Origin of the sequence: Streptomyces sp. NPDC056231, assembly GCF_048270745.1 — a bacterium.
In the GTDB taxonomy this organism is placed as follows: domain Bacteria; phylum Actinomycetota; class Actinomycetes; order Streptomycetales; family Streptomycetaceae; genus Streptomyces.
In genome coordinates this window covers 163,657-184,131 of record NZ_JBLVKW010000004.1, presented here as the reverse complement: position 1 = coordinate 184,131, position 20,475 = coordinate 163,657, and the positions used below count along the sequence as shown (strand labels likewise).

Sequence of the window (20,475 nt, the reverse complement as noted above, 5' to 3'; positions counted from 1 at the left end):
CTGTCCGTCACTCGTATGCCGCATCCGTGGCGCCGGGCAGTGATCGCCGAGTCCCCGTCAGGCGCGAGCCCGGGGAGCCGGGGACCCATGCAGTCCTTGGGGTGAATCGGATGCCGTGACCTCCTGTGAGGCCGGGGATCCGTAGGAGACCTTCCTGCTCCGAACCCGTCAGCTAACCCGGTAGGCGAGAAGGAAGGAAAGGACCAGCTACTCCATGGCGTTCACCCGCCCCACCGGGAAGCACCGTGCCCCGAGCCGCCTGAAGCGCAGGAGCGCACGCGTCGCCGGAGTCGCGACGCTGGCGACCACCGGCGTCATCGGCGGACTGGCCTCTCCGGCCCTCGCCGCGGATGCCGAGGCCCCCTCCGGCAATGAAACCGGTCTGACCCAGATCGTCGCCATCGAGGACGCCCTCGCCGACCAGGTGGCCACCCAGGCCGAGGTGCAGAAGCGCCAGGCCGACGTCGCCACGAAGGCTGCCGAGGCTGCCAAGGCCGAGGCGGCGGCGAAGGCCAAGGCCGAGGCCGAGGCCCGCGCCAAGGCGGCCCGTGACGCGAAGGCCCGCGCCGCCCGTTCCGCCGAGCGCACCCGCCTGGGCTCCTATCAGCTCCCGGTCGCCGGTTCGTACGTCACCACCGGCTACAAGTCGAGCGGATCCCTCTGGTCCTCCGGTCGCCACTCGGGCATCGACTTCCACGCCGCTTCCGGCAGCTCCGTCGTCGCCGTCGGCGCCGGCACGGTCGTCGAGGCGGGCTGGGGCGGCGCATACGGCAACAACATCGTGCTGCGGATGACGGACGGCACGTACACCCAGTACGGCCACCTCTCCTCGATCGGCGTCTCCGTCGGCCAGACCGTCGGCGCGGGCCAGCAGATCGGCCTCTCCGGCTCGACCGGCAATTCCACCGGACCGCACCTCCACTTCGAGGCCCGCACCACGCCTTCGTACGGCTCCGACATGGACCCCGTGGCGTACCTGCGCGCCCATGGCGTGAACGTCTGACCGACGTCCCGTCCCCACACCCCGAAGGCCCCGGCTTCCGCCGGGGCCTTCGGGGTGTCCGCCCCTGCCGAACCGCCCGGCGGAACCGTCCCCGGGCCAGAAGGTATTCATGGTTTTCGGACCGGCTTCGGAAATGCGGTCGCCTTGCAATAGAGTCGCAGAACATGCGTCGATCGGCCGCGTTTCGCGGGGGATTAAGGCGGAGGTTCGGACATGCGCATTCCGGCGCAATCGGTATGCACGGCAATCCGTGACGAGATCGTCTCCGGTGTCTTCGAACGCGGTGGCAGACTCACCGAGGAGCTGCTCGCGCGTCGTTACGGGGTCTCCCGTGTCCCCGTGCGGGAAGCGCTGCGCACCCTGGAGTCCGAGGGCTTCGTGGTCACCCGCCGGCATGCCGGTGCCTGTGTCGCCGAGCCCACCGAACAGGAGGCCGCCGACCTTCTGGAGGTACGGATGCTGCTGGAGCCGCTGGGTGCGGCCCGTGCCGCGCAACGCCGCACCGAGGCACACCTCAAGGTGCTGCGCGGCCTGGTCAGGCTGGGTCAGGACAGAGCGCGGCGAGGTGCGGGGGAGGATCTGCACTCCCTGGGCAGCTGGTTCCACGAGACGCTCGCCCAGGCGTCCGGCAGCCCCGGGCTCATCGCGCTGCTCACCCAGCTACGCCACAAGATCGCCTGGATGTACGCGGTCGAGCAGCCGGCCCGCCCGGTCGACCACTGGGGTGAGCACGGAGCCATCGTGGACGCCGTGGCGCGCGGCGACGCGGATCGGGCCAGGGCGCTGGCCGCCCAGCACGCCGCGCGGGCCGCCGCCGCGCACCGGCTGCGCCGCGCGGGCGGTGCTCCGGGCCGCGATGCCGGCGCCCCCCGTTCCGGCGGCCGGGTGAGGACTTCGCAACATGCCGTAAACACCGCGAGCGGCCGGTATTAACACCTGCGCCGTATACAAGGTGAAGTAAGTGTGCGGGGCTTTCTTTTGGCTGCCCGAAATTCGCCCCGGAGGCATTGTCGGTATCAGAAAACGAAGGAGCCGCGATCCCGGTTGGGGGTATCGCGGCTCCGTCACGGAAATGGACCCGACAGGAACCGGCCGGAAAGGCTTCCCCCTGATCGGAATCCTGGAATCAGACGGTCTCCGGGAGCTCCTCGAGCCCCTCGGTGACCAGCTTCGCCAGCCGGTCGAGCGCGGCCTCGGCGTCGTCCGCCTCGGAGGCGAGCACGATCTCCTCGCCGCCGTGCGCGCCGAGACCGAGCACCGCGAGGATGGAGGCGGCGTTCACCGGGGGGCCGTCGGGCTTGGCGATCGTGACGGGGATGCCGGACGCCGTGGCCGCACGAACGAAGATGGAAGCGGGGCGGGCGTGCAGGCCCTCGGTCCAACCGACATTGACGCGACGCTCAGCCATGGTTCTGCCCTTCACGGATCAATGATTGTCCAGACCAGCCTCTCACGCAGTGCCCTGTTGCCCGCCGACCCGCGACCCGGCCCGTGCTGCACGGCTGATCGGAGCTCTCGGACTGCCCTGGCCCCGTGCCCTGGGCGACTGCTGACCGCGCCGTAGGCTTTGCCCATGCAGCCCACGCCGGAGCAGAGTCCGCACCACGTGTACCCCGACCACTGGGAAGCGGATGTGGTGCTCCGCGACGGCGGTACGGCCCGCATCAGGCCCATCACCACGGACGATGCCGAGCGCCTGGTCAGCTTCTACGAGCAGGTCTCCGAGGAGTCGAAGTACTACCGGTTCTTCGCTCCTTACCCCCGTCTGTCCGCCAAGGACGTCCACCGCTTCACCCATCACGACTACGTCGACCGGGTGGGGCTCGCCGCCACGGTCGGCGGTGATTTCATCGCCACTGTCCGCTACGACCGGATCGACGCGAACGGCCGGCCGGCCTCCGCCCCCGCCGACGAGGCCGAGGTCGCCTTTCTCGTCCAGGACGCGCACCAGGGCCGCGGCGTGGCATCGGCGCTCCTCGAACACATCGCCGCAGTGGCGCGTGAGCGCGGCATCCGCCGCTTTGCCGCCGAGGTGCTGCCCGCCAACACCAAGATGATCAAGGTGTTCCGTGATGCCGGGTACACCCAGCAGCGCAGCTTCGAGGACGGCGCCGTCCATCTCACCCTCGACCTCGAACCGACCGCCGAGTCCCTCGCCGTCCAGCGCGCCCGTGAGCAGCGGGCGGAGGCGCGGTCGGTGCAGCGGCTGCTCGCACCGGGGTCCGTCGCCGTCATCGGCACCGGGCGTAACCCCGGCGGGGTCGGCCGGACGGTTCTGCGCAACCTCCTCGGCGCGGGCTTCACCGGCCGTGCGTATGCCGTGAACAGTTCGTTCGCCGCAGACCAGGGAACGATCGACGGCGTCCCCGCGCACCGCTCCATCGGCGAGATCGGTGAACCAGTGGACCTCGCGGTCGTCGCCGTGCCCGCGGACCGGGTCCCGGAGGCCGTCGCCGACTGCGGCGAACACGGCGTTCAGGGCCTCGTGGTCCTCTCCGCCGGATATGCCGAATGGGGCGCCGAAGGCAGGGAAAGGCAGCGCGAACTGGTCCGCCAGGCCCGCTCGTACGGCATGCGCATCATCGGCCCGAACGCCTTCGGGATCATCAACAATGCGGACGCCGTACGGCTGAACGCCTCCCTCGCCCCCGAGCCGCCCGCCCAGGGGCGCATCGGACTGTTCACGCAGTCGGGGGCGATCGGCATCGCCCTGCTCTCCGGGCTCTACCGGCGCGGCGCGGGTCTGTCGACGTTCATCTCCGCGGGCAACCGCGCCGACATCTCGGGCAACGACTTCCTCCAGTACTGGTACGAGGACCCGGACACCGACGTCGCCCTGCTCTACCTCGAATCCCTCGGCAATCCGCGGAAGTTCACCCGCCTCGCGCGGCGCACCGCAGCGGTGAAGCCGGTCGTCGTGGTGAAGGGGGCCCGGCACAGCGGCAGCACCCCGCCCGGTCATGCGGTGCCGGTCAGCCGGATCCCGGACGCGACGGTCTCCGCGCTCATGCGGCAGGCGGGCGTGATCCGCGTCGACACGGTGACGGAGATGGTCGACGCGGGCCTGCTCCTCGCCGACCAGCCCCTCCCGGCGGGTCCCCGGGTCGCGATCCTCGGCAACTCCGAGTCCCTGGGCCTGCTCACGTACGACGCCTGCCTGGCCGAGGGGCTGCGCCCGCGCCCGCCCCGCGACCTCACCACCGCGGCCACCCCTCAGGACTTCCGGGATGCGCTGGCGGAGGCACTCGCCGACCGGAGCTGCGATGCGGTGGTGGTGACGGCGATCCCGTGGGTCGGCGAGAACGGCCAGGCGGAAACGGGTGACGGCGAGGTCCTGGCTGCCGCGCTGCGCGCAGCGGCGGCCACGGGACCGGCCAAGCCGGTGGCCGTGGTCCACGTGGAGATCGGCGGTCTGGCGGAGGCGCTCGCGGCCGCCAGCAGCACGGTCGCGGCGCCGCGGGTGGCCGCGACGGCTTCCCCGGGTGCTCCGGCCGCGGCGGACGGCAGGGGCATCCCGCGCGTCACGAGCCCCACAGGCGCTTCAGCCACGCCGGGCGTCACCGGCACCCCCGCCGGCTCAGTCACGCCGGATCTCCCGGCCCAGCCGAACGCCCCCGGCTCCGGTGCCCCCACGCCGTCTGCTCCCCCCACCGGCCGGATCCCCGCCTACCCCGCCGCCGAGCGTGCCGTCCGTGCCCTCGCCGAGGCGGTGAAGTACGCGCAGTGGCGACGGCAGGCCGCGGTGCCCGGCAAGGTGCCCGAGTTCCTCGAGGACACCATCGACGAGGCGGGCGCCGCCGAACGTATCGACGCACTCCTCGGGCCCGACCCCGATCCCCGGGGCCGTCAGCTCAGCCACGACGAGGCGCGCGAACTCCTTGGCCGCTACGGCATCACCGTACGGCCGACGCTCCCCGCCCCCGACCCGGACGCCGCCGTCGCCGCGGCTGCCCGGCTCGGCTTTCCGGTGGCGCTCAAGACCACCGCGCCTCATCTGCGCCACCGTGCCGACCTCGGCGGCGTACGGCTCGACCTCGCCAACGAGACCGCGCTGCGCCGGGCGTACGGCGAGCTGACCGACCTGCTCGGCAAGCCCACCGAGCTGCAGCCGGTCGTCCAGTCCATGGCACCGCGCGGCGTGGACACCGTCGTGCGGGCCACGATCGACCCGGCGGCGGGCGCCGTCCTCTCCTTCGGTCTCGCGGGCGCGCCCTCCGAACTCCTCGGGGACACCGCCCACCGCCTCGTGCCGGCCACCGACCGCGACGCTGCCGAACTGATCCGGTCCATCCGGGCGGCCCCGGTCCTCTTCGGCTGGCGGGGCTCGGCGCCCGTCGACACCGCGGCGCTCGAGGAACTGCTGCTGAGGGTGTCCCGGCTCGTCGACGATCACCCCGAGGTGGTCTCCGTCGCACTGGAACCGGTCGTGGTCGCCACGCAGGGGCTGACCGTCCTCGGCGCGACCGTCCGGCTGTCGCCGCCACCGGCCCGTACCGATCTCGGCCCCCGTCGTCTGCCCAACTACTGAATCCACGGGCGATCCGCCGCAGGCCCGTCCACAGCGTCCCCGGCAGTCATCCACCCCCCGTAGGATGGTCCGTATGGCGAAGACCGGTACGACGACCCAGGGGCTGCGCGCGGCGATCGAGCGCAGCGGCTACTACCCGGCCCTTGTGGCCGAGGCGGTGGAGGCCGCCGTCGGGGGTGAGCCGGTCGCTTCGTACCTGGTGCACCAGGAGACGACCTTCGACTCCAATGAGGTGCGCAGGCACGTCACGGTCCTGGTCCTGACGGACAACCGTTTCATCGTCAGCCACACCGACGAGCAGAACGCGGACACCAGTTCCCCGTCGCCGTACGCCACCACCTCCACCGAGTCCGTCAAGCTGGACCGGATCTCCTCGGTGGTGGTCAGCCGAGTCGTCGCCGACCCGGAGAAGTACGTCCCGGGCACACTGCCCCGCGAGGTCGTCCTGACCATCGGCTGGGGCGCGGTCTCCCGCATCGACCTGGAGCCCGCCGCCTGTGGCGACCCCAACTGCGAGGCGGACCACGGCTACACCGGCAGCTCCACCGCCGACGACCTGAGCCTGCGCGTCAGCGAGGCCGGTGACGGCCCGGATACGGTGCGGCAGACCCTTGCCTTCGCCCAGTCCCTCTCCGAGGCGACGGCCGCGATCGCGGCTACCGGCCGCTGATGGCCCAGCCGGCCTGGCAGGACCCCGTTCTGCTCCCTCTCGACACCGCTCCCGTCCCCGCGTACGGCAGCGGCTCGCTTGCCGATCTGCTGCCGACGCTCGTCGCCGGACAGGGCGTGCCAGGCTTCACGGCGGCGATACCTGAGCTCACCCCCGCCGACCGGAACTGCGTCTTCCTGATCGACGGACTCGGCTGGGAGCAGATCAAGGCCCACCCGGACGAGGCGCCGTATCTGCACTCGTTGCTCCCCACCTCTCGCGGGGGCACGGGCCGTCCCATCACGGCGGGCTTCCCGGCCACCACCGCGACCTCGCTCGCCTCGGTCGGTACGGGGCTGCCGCCCGGCGCACACGGCCTTCCCGGCTACACCGTCCGCAATCCGGAGACCGGCGAGCTGATGAACCAGCTCCGCTGGAAGCCCTGGACCTCGCCGGCAGTCTGGCAGCCGTATCCCACCGTCTTCCGGCTCGCCGACGAGGCCGGTGTGGCGACCGCGCAGGTCTCCGCCCCGACTTTCCAGCACACCCCGCTCACCGAGGTCGCGCTGAGCGGCGGCACGTTCCACGGCAGGCTCTCCGGCGAGGACCGGATGGACCTGGCCGCGGACCGGCTCGCCGCCGGTGACCGGTCGCTCGTCTACACGTACTACAGCGAGATCGACGGCAAGGGGCACCGCTTCGGCGTCGACTCCGACGCCTGGCGCGGCCAGCTGATGTACGTGGACGGTCTCGTGCAGCGCCTCGCCGAACAGCTCCCGCCCCGCTCGGCGCTGTACATCACCGCCGACCACGGCATGATCGACATCCCCTTCGACGAACAGTCCCGGATCGATTTCGACGAGGACTGGGAGCTGCGCGCGGGCGTCGCCCTGCTCGGCGGCGAGGGCCGGGCCCGCCATGTGTACGCCGTCCCCGGCGCCGAGGCCGATGTGCTGACCGTCTGGCAGGAAGTGCTCGGCGAGCAGTTCTGGGTGGCGAGCCGGGACGAGGCGATCGCGGCGGGCTGGTTCGGTCCGAAGGTCGACGAGCGGGTGTACGGCAGGGTCGGCGACGTGGTGGCGGCCGCCCGCGACGACGTGGTGGTCACCGCGTCCGTCCAGGAGCCGCACGAGTCGGCGATGGTGGGCATGCACGGCTCGATGACTCCCGCCGAGCAGCTCGTCCCGCTCCTCGAAGTACGCTCGTAACCCGTTTTCTCCCTTCTCTGCCCTTGCTGAACCGAAAGGTGTTCACCCCCTCATGCCCGAGCTTGTGTTCTTCTCCGGAACGATGGACTGCGGAAAGAGCACGCTGGCGCTGCAGATCGGCCACAACCGGTCGGCCAGGGGCCTGCAAGGCGTGATCTTCACTCGGGACGACCGCGCGGGCGAGGGCAAGCTCTCCTCGCGGCTGGGGCTCGTCACGGAGGCCGTCGAGGCCGACGAGGGCATGGATGTGTACGCCCATCTCGTCGACCACATCACCCGTGGCGGCCGGGCGGACTACGTGATCGTGGACGAGGCACAGTTCCTCGCGCCTGTACAGATCGACCAGCTCGCCCGGATCGTCGACGACCTCGGCCTGGACGTCTTCGCGTTCGGTATCACCACCGATTTCCGGACGAAGCTGTTCCCCGGTTCCCAGCGCCTGATGGAACTGGCCGACCGGGTCGAGACCCTCCAGGTCGAAGCGCTCTGCTGGTGCGGTGCACGGGCGACGCACAACGCCCGCACGGTGGGCGGCGAGATGGTCGTCGAAGGGGCCCAGGTCGTGGTGGGGGACGTCAACCAGCAGACGGACGAGGTCGGTTACGAGGTGCTGTGCAGGCGCCACCACCAGCGCAGAATGACCAGCGCGACGGCCCGCGCGGGTGTGCTGTCGCCGGATGTCCTTCCGGTGACGTCCGGCTGAGCCGCCGGCCCCGCTGAACCCGCCTTCCACGTCTCGTCTCCGCGCGCTTGACGTGCCGGAATTTTCCGACGCGTGATGACGGGAGCGCTGAACGAACCGGCGCTCGCCGGTGAGGACCGGTAGCGGGCCCGTGCGAACGCAAGGGGCTCAGGCGGCGCGGCGGACGCGGCCGCCCGAGGCGTGAGGGATCACCGGTCCTCGGACCGTACGATCGTGAAGGCGGCGCCCTCCGGGTCCGCGACGGTCGCCACGCGCCCGCTCGCCCCGTCCCGCGGGGGCTGCAGCACATGCCCGCCGAGATCCACCACCCGTGCGGTCGCCTCGTCGGTGTCGGCGACCTCGAAGTACGTCATCCAGTGCGGGCCGCGGTCGTGCGGCAGGGCGCGGCCGACGCCGTGCAGCGAGGCCACCGGGCGGCCGTTCAGGTGCAGGGTCTGGTAGTCGAAGTCGGCCGAGACCACCGCCTCTGCGTCGTAGCCGAAGACCGCCTGGTAGAACTTGGCGACCGTCGAGGTCTCGCGGGTCACCAGCTCGTTCCAGACCGGGGTGCCGGGGACCCGCGTCAGCGTCGTACCGAGATGCGCGGCGGCCTGCCAGATCCCGAAGACCGCACCGCTCGGGTCGGAGGCGATGGCGAGCCGGCCGGCGTCACCGGCGTCCAGCGGCCCCACGGCGACGGTGCCGCCGCAGGAGCGGATGGTCTCCGCCGTGACGTCGGCGTCGTCGGTGGCCAGATAGGTCGTCCAGGCGACCGGCAGGTGCCGTTCCGGCGGCAGCTGCCCGATGCCCGCGACCTCCTGCCCGTCGATCAGCGCTCGCACGTACGGTCCCAGTTGCTGCGGGCCGGGCCCGAACTCCCAGCCGAACAGCTCCGCGTAGAACTTCTGGGTTGCGGACAGGCCGTGCACGATCAGACTCACCCAGCACGGTGTTCCGGGTGTTCGCCGAACGGCAGCCTCGGTCATCGTCACTCTCTCCTCGGACCATCGTGGTGGCCGTACGGGGGAACGGGGCCGACGCGCCGACCGGCGCTGCGGGATGTGTACGCCCCGTGCAGATGCTTGCACCACCCGGCGCGCGATGCGCCTCGGCCGCGCCGCATGTTCCCGGATCTCGACAGAGGAAGTCCGGTTTGATGCGGTACACAGTGTTGTTACAGGTGAGCATGCTTCTGCGCGAGGATGGCACCCATGAAGCCCATCATCTCCGCATTCGAATGTGCGAGCGAGTCGGCGGGGCCACGTCCGCCGGTGCTCCTGGACGTACGTTGGCAGCTCGGTGGACCGCACGGCCGTCCCGACTACGAGGCCGGACACATCCCCGGTGCGGTCTTTGTCGATCTGGACGCGGAACTCGCCGGTCCGGCAGGCAACGGCGGCCGTCATCCACTGCCCGACCCCGAGGAATTCGGCGCCGTGATGCGCCGCGCCGGGGTCTCCCGCGACACTCCGGTCGTGGTGTACGACGGCGGTCAGGGCTGGGCCGCGGCACGCGCCTGGTGGCTGCTGCGCTGGACGGGTCACCCGGACGTCCGTGTGCTGGACGGCGGTCTCGCCGCCTGGAGCGGCGAGCTCTCCACCGAGTCGCCCACCCCGGCCGAGGGCGACTTCAGGCCCGAACCGGGTGCGCTGCCCCTGCTGGACGCGGAAGGCGCGGCGGCGCTGGCCCGCTCCGGACTGCTGCTCGACGCGCGGGCCGCGGAGCGCTACCGCGGCGACGTCGAGCCGATCGACCGGGTCGGCGGCCACATTCCCGGTGCGGTCTCGGCCCCGACGTCCGAGAACACAGGTGGTGACGGGCGGTTCCTGCCCGCAGAGGAGTTGGCCGCCCGCTTCAAGGAGCTCGGCACGGACGGGGCGCCGGAGATCGGCGTCTACTGCGGCTCCGGGGTCTCCGGCGCGCACGAGGTGCTGGCCCTGGCCGTCGCGGGAATCCCCGCCGCGCTGTACGCGGGCTCCTGGTCCGAGTGGTCTGCCGACGAGTCCCGGCCGGTGGCCACGGGCCCCGACCCCCAGTAACGGCGCCATCCGGAACTGCGGTGACCGGTTCCGGAGACAGACGGCACGAGGGCCCGTACGCAGCGGCGTACGGGCCCTCGTCATGCCACGGTCACCCGGGTCAGTCCTGCTTCTTGCGGCGGGTGCCGAAGACGATCTCGTCCCAGCTCGGCACCGCGGCCCGGCGGCCGGGACGGACACCGTCCGCCTCCGCCTGGCGGTCGGTCGTCCCGGTCAACCGGTCGCGGTGACCGGCCACCGCGCGCGGCATCAGCACATCCGCATAAGCGGAACCGGCGCCCGCGGAGGCTGCCGGGGCCGGCGGCTCGTCGGCCTCCGGCTCCTGAGCGGCGGGCTCGGTCGTCGGCGGCTCGGGCCGCTCCGGCACCACCATGTCGCCACGGAAGCTCGGCACGGCCTCCAGCAGGCTGGTCAGCGAGTCACGCTCACCGGCGGAGACTCCGACGATGTGCTCCTCGGGCTCGGGCGGAGGCGGCGGAGCGGGCCGTTCCATCTGGCGGTCGAGCGCACGGTCCAGCGGCCGGTCGCGCGGCAGTCGGGCGATCCGGGGCACGAACGGGAAGCTGGGCTCGGGCGCGGCGACATCGTCGGTCTCGCCGATCAGTGAACGCGCCTCGTCGTCCACGGCCTGGACCAGCCGTCGCGGTGGGTCGTACGTCCAGCTCGCCGAGTGCGGCTCGCCCGCGACCCGGTACACCAGCAGGACCTCCCAGGTGCCGTCGTCACGACGCCAGGAGTCCCACTGGACGGTTTCCTTGTCGGCGCCGCGCAGCAGGAGGCGCTCCTGCACCGCCTCGCCGAGCTGGGGGCCGGTGTTCTCGCCGGGACGGCGCACGGGAGTCTTCCGGGCCCGCTCGGCCATGAAGGCGCGCTCCGCGAGTACAGGGCCCTCGAAGCGGCGGACGCGGTCGACCGGAATTCCGGCGAACTGAGCGACCTCCTCCGCGGAGGCACCGGCTCGTATCCGTGCCTGGATGTCGCGGGGGCGGAGGTGGCTCTCCACCTCGATCTCGATCTGGCCGAGCCGCGCACGGTCGTTGCGCACGGCGGCGCGCAACCGCTCGTCGATCGGAAGCGTGTACTCCGTGCTGTCCGCAGCCTTGAGCACCAGTCGTGTGCCGTCGTTGGAGACGGCCACGACACGCAGTTCGGGCATGGGGACCTCCCGGGTGGTGCCTGCCGACGTCACGTGCGTCGCTGCTTCCGCTAGTCGAGTGTGGCCTGCCCGGGTGCAGCCTGCCACAACATTGCCGTGTTGCCCGGCGTGTCGGGCACGAGCCCTGGATCGCCGGTATGACACGGTGACCTTTGCGCAACGCTGAGTGACCAAATGTCACACCGCGTAGCTGGCCCCCGTGCGATGCCGTGGCGCCGCCGGATCGAGTGCCTCCTTCGGCCCCGCCCCGAAGGTTCCGGACCCCACGTGGGAGTCCGGCCCCAGGGCTCGCCACAGTACTCCATTCGGGCCACGTGGGTGGACCGGCGCGCCGCCGAAGTTCTCGGTGGATGCGGGAGTCCAACTACCCAACTGGACGCGAAATGCCCATGACGCGTGTCCTGCTTCACAGAATCACCTGAAGTGGAACTATTCACTTCGCCCGATTGTCCCTTCCTGTTGCATGGTGGGAGAGATGTCAATCAAGGGCTGGAAATGGTGCGAAAGCCGGAAAGTGACCCAGAACCCAGAGAGAGGCGTATCGATCTGAGCCTGCCGCAGGTGGCCGGCAGTGCGGTGGCGGCGGTCGCGGCGGCAGTGGCGGCCTCGCAACTGGGTGTGTACGGAACGATTCTCGGCGCCGGAGTGATGAGCATCGTCGCCACCTGCGGCGGCTCGGTCTTCCAGCACTTCTTCCGTCGCACCGGCGAGCAGATCCGTGAGGTCACGGTCCACGCGAAGCTCACAGGCCGGGAGACCCGCAGGGCGAGCGGGACGGGTGAGGCGCGGGACGCGTACGGAGCGGCGGATCCGCAGGAGGCACGCGCGGCACGCGATGTGGCGGAGCGCGAGACGTGGGATGCCCGCCGGCCGCCCGAGGGGTCCGCGGACGCGACGGCGGTGCTGCGTACGGTCGCGGCTGACCCGGACCGTACCCAGCTGCTGGAGCCGCTCGCCGATCACGAGACCCGGCCGCTGAGGCCCCTCGGCACGGACAGGACCCAGCTGCTCACGTCTCCCGGCACGGACGGGACCCGGCTGTTCGAACCACGTTCCGGGAACGGCGCCCGGCGGCCGGTGCGCGGCCCGGTCCCGGACGAGGAGTTCTCCGCGTCGACCACCCACGGCACCCGCCTCCGCGGCTGGAAGCGGTCGGCCGTCGGGGCCGCTGCGGTCTTCGCCGTGTCGATGGCCGGGATCACCACGTACGAGCTCGTCTCCGGTGGCGATCTGAGCGGTGGTCACGGAACGACCGTGGGATCCGTCGTAAGCGGCGGGGAACGGGGCTCGGAGCCCGCCGACCCGGCACCGTCCGTCAGCACGGACCCGGGTCAGGGGCGGACGCCGGGTCAGGAGAGCGGCGGGACGCCGGGCGCGGACTCGCAGGGCGGGCAGAGCCCGAATCCGGGCACCGGCCAGGGTGACCGCTCCACGGCCGAGCCGACGCCCGCACCCACGCCGTCGAGCTCGGGTGGCGCGACGGCTCCGGCTCCCACGCCCACTCCGACGGCGCCCGGCGACTCCGGCAGCGTCGCCCCGAACCCCACCGGTGCGGGCGTCGCACCGGGGCAGGAGGCACCGGCCACGACAGGCACGGGCGCCGGCCGGTGACCGGCCGACGCGGCGGTCAGTCGCCCAGGACCCGGCGCAGATAGTCGTTGGCGAAGAGCCGGTCCGGGTCCAGCCGGTCGCGCATGGCGGTGAACTCGCCGAACCGCGGGTACACCCCGGCCAGGTACTCCGCATCGCGGGTGTTGACCTTGCCCCAGTGCGGGCGGCCGCCGTGCGCCGTCATGATCCGTTCGACCGCGGTGAAGTACGCCTGGTAGGGCGTGCCCTTGTACAGATGGACGGCGATGTACGCGCTCTCCCGGCCCGAGGCCGTGGAGAGCGCGATGTCGTCCGCAGGGGCCGTGCGGACCTCCACCGGGAAGCTGATCCGCAACGGCGAGCGTTCGACCATCGCCCTGACCTCGCGCAGCGCCTCCGTCGCGGCCTCGCGCGGCAGGGCGTACTCCATCTCCACGAAGCGGACCCGGCGCGGGCTGGTGAAGACCTTGTACGGGACGTCGGTGTACGTACGGGCCGACAGGGCACGGCTGGAGAGCTTGGCGATCGACGGGATGGCGGCGGGGACCGCCCGCCCGAGCGAACAGGCCACCTGGAAGATCCCGTTGGAGAGGAGCTCGTCCTCGATCCAGCCGCTGACCTTTCCGGGCGGAGCGGCGGGGCCCGCGCTGCGGTTGTTGCGCTTGGTGTTGCAGTTGCCGGTGTGCGGGAACCAGTAGAACTCGAAGTGCTCGTTCTCGGCGACCAGTTCGTCGAAGTCGGCCGTGACCTTGTCGAAGGTCATCGGCTCCTCGCGGGCCGTCAACAGGAAGACCGGCTCCACGGCGAACGTGATCGCGGTGATGACACCGAGTGCGCCGAGCCCGATCCGGGCGACGGCAAAGATGTCGGCGTTCTCCTTCTCGGAGCAGGTCAGCACCGTGCCGTCCGCCGTGACCAGTTCGAGGGCGCGGATCTGGGCGGATATGGACGCCGAGTCGCGGCCGGTGCCGTGGGTGCCGGTCGAGGTGGCCCCGGCGACCGTCTGCTCCATGATGTCGCCCATGTTGGTGAGGGACAGGCCCTCCCGGGCGAGCGCGACGTTGAGCCGCTTCAGCGGGGTGCCGGCCTCGACGGTCACCGTCATCGCCGTGCGGTCGATCTCGCGGATGCCGGTGAGCAGATCGGGGCGGATCAACAGACCGTCGGTGGCGGCGGTCGCGGTGAAGGAGTGCCCGGTGCCGACGGGCTTCACCCTCAGGCCGTCCTCGGACGCCCGGCGCAGTGCCTCGGCGAGCTCGTCCACGGAGGCGGGGGAGACGGCCCGGGCCGGACGCGCGGTGACATTCCCCGCCCAGTTACGCCACGCGCTCGTCGTCGTCCGTGCGTAGGTGTCGGTCATCTTCCCCGCGCCTTCCCGTAGGAGCCGGCTTGGCAAGCCGGCGATACCCCAGGAACGCCACCGCGGCCGCGAGCGCTCCCGCCACGACGGGCACCGCGTACCCCGCCTTCGCCCCGGACGCGTCGACGACCCAGCCGGCGGCCGACGAGCCGAGCGCCACACCGACCGCGAGCCCGGTACTGGTCCAGGTCATGCCCTCGGTCAGCTTGGTGCGCGGTACGTGCTGCTCGACGAGGGCCATGGTGGTGACCATCGTCGGTGCGATGGCGAGACCCGCGACAAAGAGCGCCACGGCCAGGAACGGCAGGTTCCCGGCCAGTTGGAGGGGGATCATACTCACGGCCATGGCGCACACCCCCACCAGCCACCTGGTGGACGCCCTCCCCTTGAGGCGGAGCAGTCCGAACACGGCTCCGGCGAGGCAGGAACCCAGCGCGTACACGGCCAGCACCAGGCTCGCCGCGGCCTTGTGCCCCTGGTCGTCGGCGAAGGCCACGGTCACCACATCGACCGCGCCGAAGATCGCGCCGGTCGCCACGAAGGTGCCCACGAGCACCTGGAGACCCGGGGAGCGCAGCGCCGAGCCGCCGGTGTGCTGCTCGCGCGGATGCGGGACCGGCTCGGTGGCGCGCTGGGCGGTCAGCCAGACGACGCCGGCCAGCAGGAACCCGGCGGCCAGCAGTGGACCCGCCTCCGGGAACCAGGCAGTGGACAGACCGATCGAGATGATCGGCCCGAAGATGAAGCACACCTCGTCGACGATGGACTCCCACGAGTACGCCGTGTGCAATTGCTGCGGCGAGCCCCGGTAGATCTCCGCCCAGCGGGCCCGGATCATCGACCCCACACTGGGCACGCAGCCGGCCCCGGCGGCGAACACGAAGAGGGTCCAGTCCGGCAGCCGCTGCTGCGCGCAGATCAGCAGCCCGGCCACCGCTGTCAGCGCGACGAGGGTGACGGGGCGCAGGATGCGGCGCTGCCCGTGCCGGTCGACCAGCCGGGAGACCTGCGGTCCCAGCACCGCCGCCGACATCGCCAGCGTCGCGGAGAGCGCGCCCGCGAGACCGTAACGGCCGGTGATCTGGGAAACCATGGTCACCACACCGATGCCCATCATGGACAGCGGCATCCGGCCGAGGAATCCGGCAGCCGAGAACCGCTTGGTGCCGGGGGCGGCGAAGATCGCGCGGTAGGGACTGGGCAAGGAGGGCTCCGGTACGGCGAGGTCACACGAGGTGTCAGGGTCGTGTGTCATGCGTGAAGATGGCCGATACAGCTTACGGGCGGCGCACGGCGTCCGGCGCCGGGGCGGATGCCGGGGCAAGGGCACGCCGGTCGATGTCGGTTGGAGCCCTGCCACCGGCGGGTGGCAGGATCGTCCCATGTCCGAACTGCGCGCTCCCGCTCCCTACGACGCCCTGCTGCTGCTCTCCTTCGGCGGACCCGAGGGCCCGGACGACGTGGTCCCGTTCCTGGCGAACGTGACCCGCGGCCGCGGCATCCCCGAGGAGCGGCTGAAGGAGGTCGGAAAGCACTACTTCCTCTTCGGCGGCGTCAGTCCGATCAACGCCCAGAACAGGGCCCTGCTGGACGCCCTGCGCAAGGACTTCGCTGACCACGGACTCGATCTGCCGGTGTACTGGGGCAACCGCAACTGGGCGCCCTACCTCACCGACACCCTGCGCGAGATGGTTGCCGACGGACACCGCCGCATCGCCGTCCTCGCCACCAGCGCCTACGCCTCGTACTCAGGCTGCCGCCAGTACCGCGAGAACCTCGCCGAGTCGCTGGCCGTGCTGGAGGACGAGGGGCTGCCGGTGCCGCGCGTGGACAAGCTCCGGCACTACTTCAACCATCCGGGCTTCGTCCGGCCCATGGTGGAGGGTGTCCTCACGTCGCTCGCCGAGCTTCCCGAAGAGGACAGGGCCGGGGCACACCTCGCCTTCACCACACACTCCATCCCCACCTCTGCCGCCGACACCTCCGGCCCCGAGGAGGCGCACGGCGACGGCGGCGCGTATGTCGCCGAGCATCTCGACGTCGCCCGGGTGATCGTCGACGCGGTGCGCGAGGAGACCGGCGTCGCGTATCCCTGGCAGCTCGTCTACCAGTCGCGCAGCGGCGCCCCGCACATCCCCTGGCTGGAGCCCGACATCTGCGACCACCTGGAGGCGCTCCACGGGGCGGGCGTGCCCGCTGTGGTGATGGCCCCCATCGGCTTCGTGTCGGACCACATGGAGGTCCTGTACGACCTCGACACCGAGGCCACCGCGAAGGCCGCCGAGCTCGGTCTGCCGGTGCGGCGGTCCGCGACGGTCGGTGCGGACCCGCGGTTCGCCGCGGCCGTGCGCGAGCTGGTCCTGGAGCGCGCCGCCACCGACCGGGGACGCACGGTGGAGCGGTGTGCGCTCGGGGCGCTCGGTCCGAGCCACGATCTCTGTCCCGTCGGCTGCTGCCCGGCCCGTGCCCTCAAGCCTGCCGCGGCGGGCGCCGACAGTCCCTACGCCTAGGGCGTGTCCCTGAAGTCCCGCCTGCCGGGCGACGCCTGGCACGCACGCTCGCCGCGTTGTCGGGCTCGCCCCGATACGACCGGTATCGGGGCGGCCCTCCGCCTTGCGATCGCACGCACCGGACGCCGCTCGGCCCGCCCTGCGGCCGGACGGCGCTACCTTCGAAACACGCCCTAGGAGCGTTGTACCTCTGTGACCCCTGTGAGCCCTGGTCCCTCTGTGGCCGACCCCGTCCTGTCCGAACTGCTCGGCCTTGCCCTGGAGGCCGCCCGGCGCGCCGGTGCGCTGCTCCGCGACGGCCGCCCCGCCGATCTCGGGGTGGCCGCGACCAAGTCCAGTCCCATCGACGTCGTCACCGAGATGGACATCGCCGCCGAGAAGCTGATCACCGGCTTCCTCGCCGAGCACCGCCCCCAGGACGGCTTCCTCGGCGAGGAGGGTGCCAGCTCCGCGGGCAGCAGCGGCATCCGCTGGGTCATCGATCCGCTCGACGGCACAGTGAACTACCTCTACGGTCAGCCGACCTGGGCCGTCTCCATCGCGGCGGAACGGGACGGCGAGCGTGTCGTGGGCGTGGTGGAGGCCCCGATGCGCCGCGAGACATACCACGCGGTCCTCGGCAGCGGTGCGTACGCCAAGGGCGGCGCCTACGGCGACGGCACCGCGCTGCGCACCCGGCCCGCACCGCCGCTCGCTCAGGCGCTGGTCTCGACCGGCTTCAACTACGTCACCGACGTCCGTGCACACCAGGCGGACGTCGCCCAGCAGCTGATCCCGAAACTCCGCGACATCCGGCGCAGCGGCTCCGCCGCCGTCGATCTCTGCGATGTCGCCGCGGGCCGACTGGACGGCTACTACGAGCGCGGGCTCCACCCCTGGGACCTCGCCGCCGGTGACCTGATCGCCCGGGAGGCCGGCGCCCGCACCGGCGGCCGGCCCGGACTGCCCGCCGACGGCGACCTGACCGTGGCCGCGTCACCGGGTGTCTTCGAGCCCCTGCAGATCCTCCTGGAGGATCTGGGCGCCTGGCACGACTGACGCGCCCGGCCGCGAAGTGCCTGGGGCGCGCTGTGGCGGGCGTTCACGACAGCACAGAACCCCCGGCGCCATGGAGGCTGCCGGGGCCTGTGCCGACTGCTCAGACGGTCGTGGCGCCGACTTCGACGCCGTGCTCGGCGGCGAGGCGGTGCAGGTCGTCCAGCTCTCCCTGCTCGACATCCGCGAGGAAGTCGTCGCCCGTCTCGAGGGCCCTGGTCAGGTCGGACTCGGTGGTCTTGATTCGCTGCAGCAGACCTGCGGTGAAAGCGTCCATGGTGCGCCCCCTCATCGTGGGTCGGTGGCACGGGGGTGTGCCCGGGTTTCCCTCCGCCAGGGGCGGTAGGGCGGGTGATGATCACGCACTCTCCGGGGACGGAGCGGCCGTGGTGCGCCACATGCATGGCGTGATCGCGGGTGTGAATTCGTCCTCCCCAGGCCCTGGCTCAGAGAAACCTCAACTGGCCCGGAAATCCGGTGAATTCCCCGAAGCCGCAGGTCGTGCCGCGCCGCCTTACCGCCGGTTTATACGCGTTGCAGGCAGGATGGTGCCGGACAGATAGTGCTGTTGAGCCGGGCCGATCACGGTCCGTGGGCTCAGGTGAACGTTCTGAAGTTTCTAAGGAAGGAAAGCGCCGTGCGTGTACTCGTCGTGGAGGACGAGCAGCTGCTCGCCGATGCGGTGGCCACCGGATTGCGCCGGGAGGCCATGGCGGTCGACGTCGTGTACGACGGTGCGGCGGCCCTGGAGCGCATCGAGGTCAACGACTACGACGTCGTGGTGCTGGACCGGGACCTCCCCCTGGTGCACGGCGACGACGTCTGCCGCAGGATCGTCGAGCTGGGCATGCCGACCCGGGTGCTCATGCTCACGGCCTCCGGGGACGTGAGCGACCGGGTGGAGGGCCTGGAGCTCGGCGCCGACGACTACCTGCCGAAGCCGTTCGCCTTCAGCGAGCTGACCGCGCGGGTACGGGCCCTGGGGCGCCGCACGACGGTCGCGCTGCCGCCCATCCTGGAGCGCGCCGGCATCAAGCTGGACCCCAACCGCCGCGAGGTCTTCCGCGACGCGCAGGAGATCCAGCTCGCGCCGAAGGAGTTCGCGGTGCTGGAGGTGCTGATGCGCAGTGAGGGCGCGGTCGTCTCCGCGGAGCAGCTGCTGGAGAAGGCCTGGGACGAGAACACCGACCCGTTCACCAATGTGGTCCGGGTGACGGTCATGACCCTGCGCCGCAAACTCGGGGAACCGCCGGTCATCGTCACCGTGCCCGGCTCCGGTTACCGGATCTGAGGCCTGGTGTCCACCATCCCGGCGCCCCCGACAGCGCCCCCGAAACCCACCTGGGACCCCAAACAGCTGGAGCCCCCGTACCCCTGGCTGCGCCCGACCATCCGGATACGGCTCACGCTGCTGTACGGCGGGATGTTCCTGATCGCCGGCATCCTGCTGCTTTCGATCATCTACATGCTGGCCGCACAGGCCCTGCACGTGGGCAGTGAGCTGCCGTTCAAGGTCGTCAGCGGCCAGGTCTCCAGTGATCTGTGCAACCTCTCCGGAGAGGGGTCGTCACCGGCTGCCGTCAACGCGGCCATGAACTCGTGTGTCAACCATCAGCGCCAGCAGGCGCTCGACACCCTCCTGAACCGTTCGCTGCTGGCCCTCGTCGGTCTGAGCGTCATCGCCTTCGCCTTCGGCTACGCCATGGCGGGCCGGGTGCTCTCCCCGCTGGGCCGCATCACCCGCACCGCCCGCCGGGTGGCCGGGACAGACCTGTCCCGGCGGATCGAGCTGGACGGTCCCGACGACGAGCTCAAGGAGCTCGCCGACACCTTCGACGACATGCTCGACCGGCTGGAGCGGGCCTTCACCGCGCAGCAGCGGTTCGTCGGGAACGCCTCGCACGAGCTGCGCACCCCGCTCGCGATCAACCGCACCCTGCTCGAGGTCCACCTGTCCGACCCGCAGGCTCCGCCCGAGCTCCAGCAGCTCGGCAAGACCCTGCTGGCCACCAACGAGCGCAGCGAGCAGTTGGTGGAGGGGCTGCTGCTGCTCGCCCGCAGCGACAACCAGATCGTCGAGCGCAAGCCGGTCGACCTCGCGGAGGTCGCCACGCGCGCGCTCGACCAGACGCGGGCCGAGGCCGAGCAGAAGGGCGTGGAGATCCGTGAGGAGATCGTGCCCGCCGTCGTCCAGGGCAACGGTGTCCTGCTGGAGCGGATCGCGCTGAACCTTGTACAGAACGCCGTGCGCTACAACCTCCGGGAGGAGGGCTGGGTGGAAGTCACCACCCAGCTGCAGCCCGGCCAGGCGCTGCTGGTGGTCTCGAACACCGGCCCCGTGGTGCCGGCGTACGAGATCGACAACCTCTTCGAGCCCTTCAGACGGCTCCGTACGGAGCGAACGGGCAGCGACAAGGGGGTCGGGCTCGGCCTGTCGATCGCGCGGTCCGTGGCGCGTGCTCACGGCGGCCGTATCATCGCGGAACCCCGTGAGGGTGGTGGTCTCGTGATGCGCGTCACCCTGCCGGTCTGAGAGGCTGATTCGAGCAACACGCACAGGGATTAATTCGTTCGCTTTGAGCGGAATTTTCGGGACCCGCGCCCGAGGGGTCCGTGTGTGATCGATCACAGGTGCGAATCTCGGGCGTTCCACACTCCGTGACCAGGACTCCCGCCCAAAATCCGGCAAAAGCCGGGGTTTTCGGGGGTCGATAT

At 71.3% G+C, this 20,475-nt stretch carries 18 protein-coding genes and 1 riboswitch; of the genes, 12 read left to right on the top strand and 6 right to left on the bottom strand.

The window, feature by feature from the left end:
* Positions 1-34: 34 nt before the first annotated feature.
* Positions 35-202, top strand: a riboswitch (cyclic di-AMP (ydaO/yuaA leader).
* Positions 203-214: 12 nt separating this feature from the next.
* Positions 215-1,003, top strand: a complete 789-nt coding sequence (locus tag ACNPQM_RS06020; protein WP_418083160.1) for a M23 family metallopeptidase — start codon at positions 215-217, stop codon at positions 1,001-1,003.
* 213 nt (positions 1,004-1,216) lie between these two features.
* A complete protein-coding gene (locus ACNPQM_RS06015) occupies positions 1,217-1,936 on the top strand; it encodes a GntR family transcriptional regulator (RefSeq protein WP_418083159.1) in 720 nt (239 codons plus the stop codon).
* A gap of 193 nt (positions 1,937-2,129) precedes the next feature.
* Here ACNPQM_RS06015 and ACNPQM_RS06010 read toward each other — a convergent pair whose 3' ends face one another.
* The gene (locus ACNPQM_RS06010) at positions 2,130-2,411 is read right to left on the bottom strand and encodes an HPr family phosphocarrier protein (RefSeq protein WP_358860404.1); all 282 of its coding nucleotides are present in this window, start codon (positions 2,409-2,411) and stop codon (positions 2,130-2,132) included.
* Positions 2,412-2,576: 165 nt separating this feature from the next.
* Between ACNPQM_RS06010 and ACNPQM_RS06005 the strand changes: the two genes are divergently transcribed.
* From ACNPQM_RS06005 to ACNPQM_RS05990, 4 genes are all read left to right on the top strand, one after another.
* The gene (locus ACNPQM_RS06005; protein WP_418083158.1) at positions 2,577-5,531 is read left to right on the top strand and encodes a GNAT family N-acetyltransferase; all 2,955 of its coding nucleotides are present in this window, start codon (positions 2,577-2,579) and stop codon (positions 5,529-5,531) included.
* A 73-nt stretch (positions 5,532-5,604) separates the two neighbouring features.
* Positions 5,605-6,201 carry a DUF5998 family protein gene (locus ACNPQM_RS06000; RefSeq protein ID WP_358860402.1) on the top strand — a complete coding sequence of 199 codons (597 nt, stop codon included), beginning with the start codon at positions 5,605-5,607 and terminating at the stop codon, positions 6,199-6,201.
* The gene (locus tag ACNPQM_RS05995) at positions 6,201-7,388 is read left to right on the top strand and encodes an alkaline phosphatase family protein (RefSeq protein ID WP_418083157.1); all 1,188 of its coding nucleotides are present in this window, start codon (positions 6,201-6,203) and stop codon (positions 7,386-7,388) included. The genes ACNPQM_RS06000 and ACNPQM_RS05995 overlap by 1 nt, the downstream gene beginning before the upstream one ends.
* 52 nt (positions 7,389-7,440) lie before the next feature.
* Positions 7,441-8,091, top strand: coding sequence for a thymidine kinase (locus ACNPQM_RS05990; protein ID WP_418083156.1), 651 nt, complete (start codon positions 7,441-7,443; stop codon positions 8,089-8,091).
* A gap of 188 nt (positions 8,092-8,279) precedes the next feature.
* On the opposite strand, the gene ACNPQM_RS05985 is transcribed toward ACNPQM_RS05990, so the two are convergent.
* Positions 8,280-9,056: a VOC family protein gene (locus ACNPQM_RS05985; protein ID WP_358860399.1), complete on the bottom strand. Its 777-nt coding sequence runs from the start codon at positions 9,054-9,056 to the stop codon at positions 8,280-8,282.
* Between the two features lie 225 nt (positions 9,057-9,281).
* Here ACNPQM_RS05985 and ACNPQM_RS05980 point away from each other — a divergent pair, with 225 nt between their 5' ends.
* Positions 9,282-10,109, top strand: coding sequence for a sulfurtransferase (locus ACNPQM_RS05980; RefSeq protein ID WP_358860398.1), 828 nt, complete (start codon positions 9,282-9,284; stop codon positions 10,107-10,109).
* A 100-nt stretch (positions 10,110-10,209) separates the two neighbouring features.
* Here ACNPQM_RS05980 and sepH read toward each other — a convergent pair whose 3' ends face one another.
* Entirely contained in the window at positions 10,210-11,265 is a 1,056-nt protein-coding gene (gene sepH, locus ACNPQM_RS05975) for a septation protein SepH (RefSeq protein ID WP_358860397.1), read from the bottom strand.
* 495 nt (positions 11,266-11,760) lie between these two features.
* Between sepH and ACNPQM_RS05970 the strand changes: the two genes are divergently transcribed.
* Positions 11,761-12,876: a hypothetical protein gene (locus tag ACNPQM_RS05970; protein WP_418083155.1), complete on the top strand. Its 1,116-nt coding sequence runs from the start codon at positions 11,761-11,763 to the stop codon at positions 12,874-12,876.
* Between the two features lie 16 nt (positions 12,877-12,892).
* On the opposite strand, the gene ACNPQM_RS05965 is transcribed toward ACNPQM_RS05970, so the two are convergent.
* Positions 12,893-14,215, bottom strand: a complete 1,323-nt coding sequence (locus tag ACNPQM_RS05965) for a D-arabinono-1,4-lactone oxidase (RefSeq protein ID WP_418083154.1) — start codon at positions 14,213-14,215, stop codon at positions 12,893-12,895.
* Positions 14,172-15,419: an MFS transporter gene (locus ACNPQM_RS05960; RefSeq protein ID WP_418083223.1), complete on the bottom strand. Its 1,248-nt coding sequence runs from the start codon at positions 15,417-15,419 to the stop codon at positions 14,172-14,174. The genes ACNPQM_RS05965 and ACNPQM_RS05960 overlap by 44 nt, the downstream gene beginning before the upstream one ends.
* Positions 15,420-15,597: 178 nt before the next feature.
* Between ACNPQM_RS05960 and ACNPQM_RS05955 the strand changes: the two genes are divergently transcribed.
* Together ACNPQM_RS05955 and ACNPQM_RS05950 are read left to right on the top strand one after the other, a co-directional pair.
* A complete protein-coding gene (locus ACNPQM_RS05955) occupies positions 15,598-16,725 on the top strand; it encodes a ferrochelatase (RefSeq protein WP_418083153.1) in 1,128 nt (375 codons plus the stop codon).
* Between the two features lie 219 nt (positions 16,726-16,944).
* Entirely contained in the window at positions 16,945-17,763 is an 819-nt protein-coding gene (locus ACNPQM_RS05950; protein WP_418083152.1) for an inositol monophosphatase family protein, read from the top strand.
* A gap of 100 nt (positions 17,764-17,863) precedes the next feature.
* Here ACNPQM_RS05950 and ACNPQM_RS05945 read toward each other — a convergent pair whose 3' ends face one another.
* A complete protein-coding gene (locus ACNPQM_RS05945; RefSeq protein ID WP_358860391.1) occupies positions 17,864-18,037 on the bottom strand; it encodes a hypothetical protein in 174 nt (57 codons plus the stop codon).
* A 360-nt stretch (positions 18,038-18,397) separates the two neighbouring features.
* Between ACNPQM_RS05945 and ACNPQM_RS05940 the strand changes: the two genes are divergently transcribed.
* Together ACNPQM_RS05940 and ACNPQM_RS05935 are read left to right on the top strand one after the other, a co-directional pair.
* Positions 18,398-19,051, top strand: a complete 654-nt coding sequence (locus tag ACNPQM_RS05940; protein WP_358860390.1) for a response regulator transcription factor — start codon at positions 18,398-18,400, stop codon at positions 19,049-19,051.
* A 6-nt stretch (positions 19,052-19,057) separates the two neighbouring features.
* Positions 19,058-20,293, top strand: a complete 1,236-nt coding sequence (locus tag ACNPQM_RS05935) for a sensor histidine kinase (RefSeq protein ID WP_358860389.1) — start codon at positions 19,058-19,060, stop codon at positions 20,291-20,293.
* Positions 20,294-20,475 lie beyond the last annotated feature (182 nt).

What these genes read in the sequence shown, in the direction of transcription:
- ACNPQM_RS06020 (WP_418083160.1), top strand. Translation starts at nt 215, where the DNA reads ATGGCGTTCACCCGCCCCACCGGGAAGCACCGTGCCCCGAGCCGCCTG.
- ACNPQM_RS06015 (WP_418083159.1), top strand. Translation starts at nt 1,217, where the DNA reads ATGCGCATTCCGGCGCAATCGGTATGCACGGCAATCCGTGACGAGATC.
- ACNPQM_RS06010 (WP_358860404.1), bottom strand. Translation starts at nt 2,411, where the DNA reads ATGGCTGAGCGTCGCGTCAATGTCGGTTGGACCGAGGGCCTGCACGCC.
- ACNPQM_RS06005 (WP_418083158.1), top strand. Translation starts at nt 2,577, where the DNA reads ATGCAGCCCACGCCGGAGCAGAGTCCGCACCACGTGTACCCCGACCAC.
- ACNPQM_RS06000 (WP_358860402.1), top strand. Translation starts at nt 5,605, where the DNA reads ATGGCGAAGACCGGTACGACGACCCAGGGGCTGCGCGCGGCGATCGAG.
- ACNPQM_RS05995 (WP_418083157.1), top strand. Translation starts at nt 6,201, where the DNA reads ATGGCCCAGCCGGCCTGGCAGGACCCCGTTCTGCTCCCTCTCGACACC.
- ACNPQM_RS05990 (WP_418083156.1), top strand. Translation starts at nt 7,441, where the DNA reads ATGCCCGAGCTTGTGTTCTTCTCCGGAACGATGGACTGCGGAAAGAGC.
- ACNPQM_RS05985 (WP_358860399.1), bottom strand. Translation starts at nt 9,056, where the DNA reads ATGACCGAGGCTGCCGTTCGGCGAACACCCGGAACACCGTGCTGGGTG.
- ACNPQM_RS05980 (WP_358860398.1), top strand. Translation starts at nt 9,282, where the DNA reads ATGAAGCCCATCATCTCCGCATTCGAATGTGCGAGCGAGTCGGCGGGG.
- sepH (WP_358860397.1), bottom strand. Translation starts at nt 11,265, where the DNA reads ATGCCCGAACTGCGTGTCGTGGCCGTCTCCAACGACGGCACACGACTG.
- ACNPQM_RS05970 (WP_418083155.1), top strand. Translation starts at nt 11,761, where the DNA reads ATGGTGCGAAAGCCGGAAAGTGACCCAGAACCCAGAGAGAGGCGTATC.
- ACNPQM_RS05965 (WP_418083154.1), bottom strand. Translation starts at nt 14,215, where the DNA reads ATGACCGACACCTACGCACGGACGACGACGAGCGCGTGGCGTAACTGG.
- ACNPQM_RS05955 (WP_418083153.1), top strand. Translation starts at nt 15,598, where the DNA reads ATGTCCGAACTGCGCGCTCCCGCTCCCTACGACGCCCTGCTGCTGCTC.
- ACNPQM_RS05945 (WP_358860391.1), bottom strand. Translation starts at nt 18,037, where the DNA reads ATGGACGCTTTCACCGCAGGTCTGCTGCAGCGAATCAAGACCACCGAG.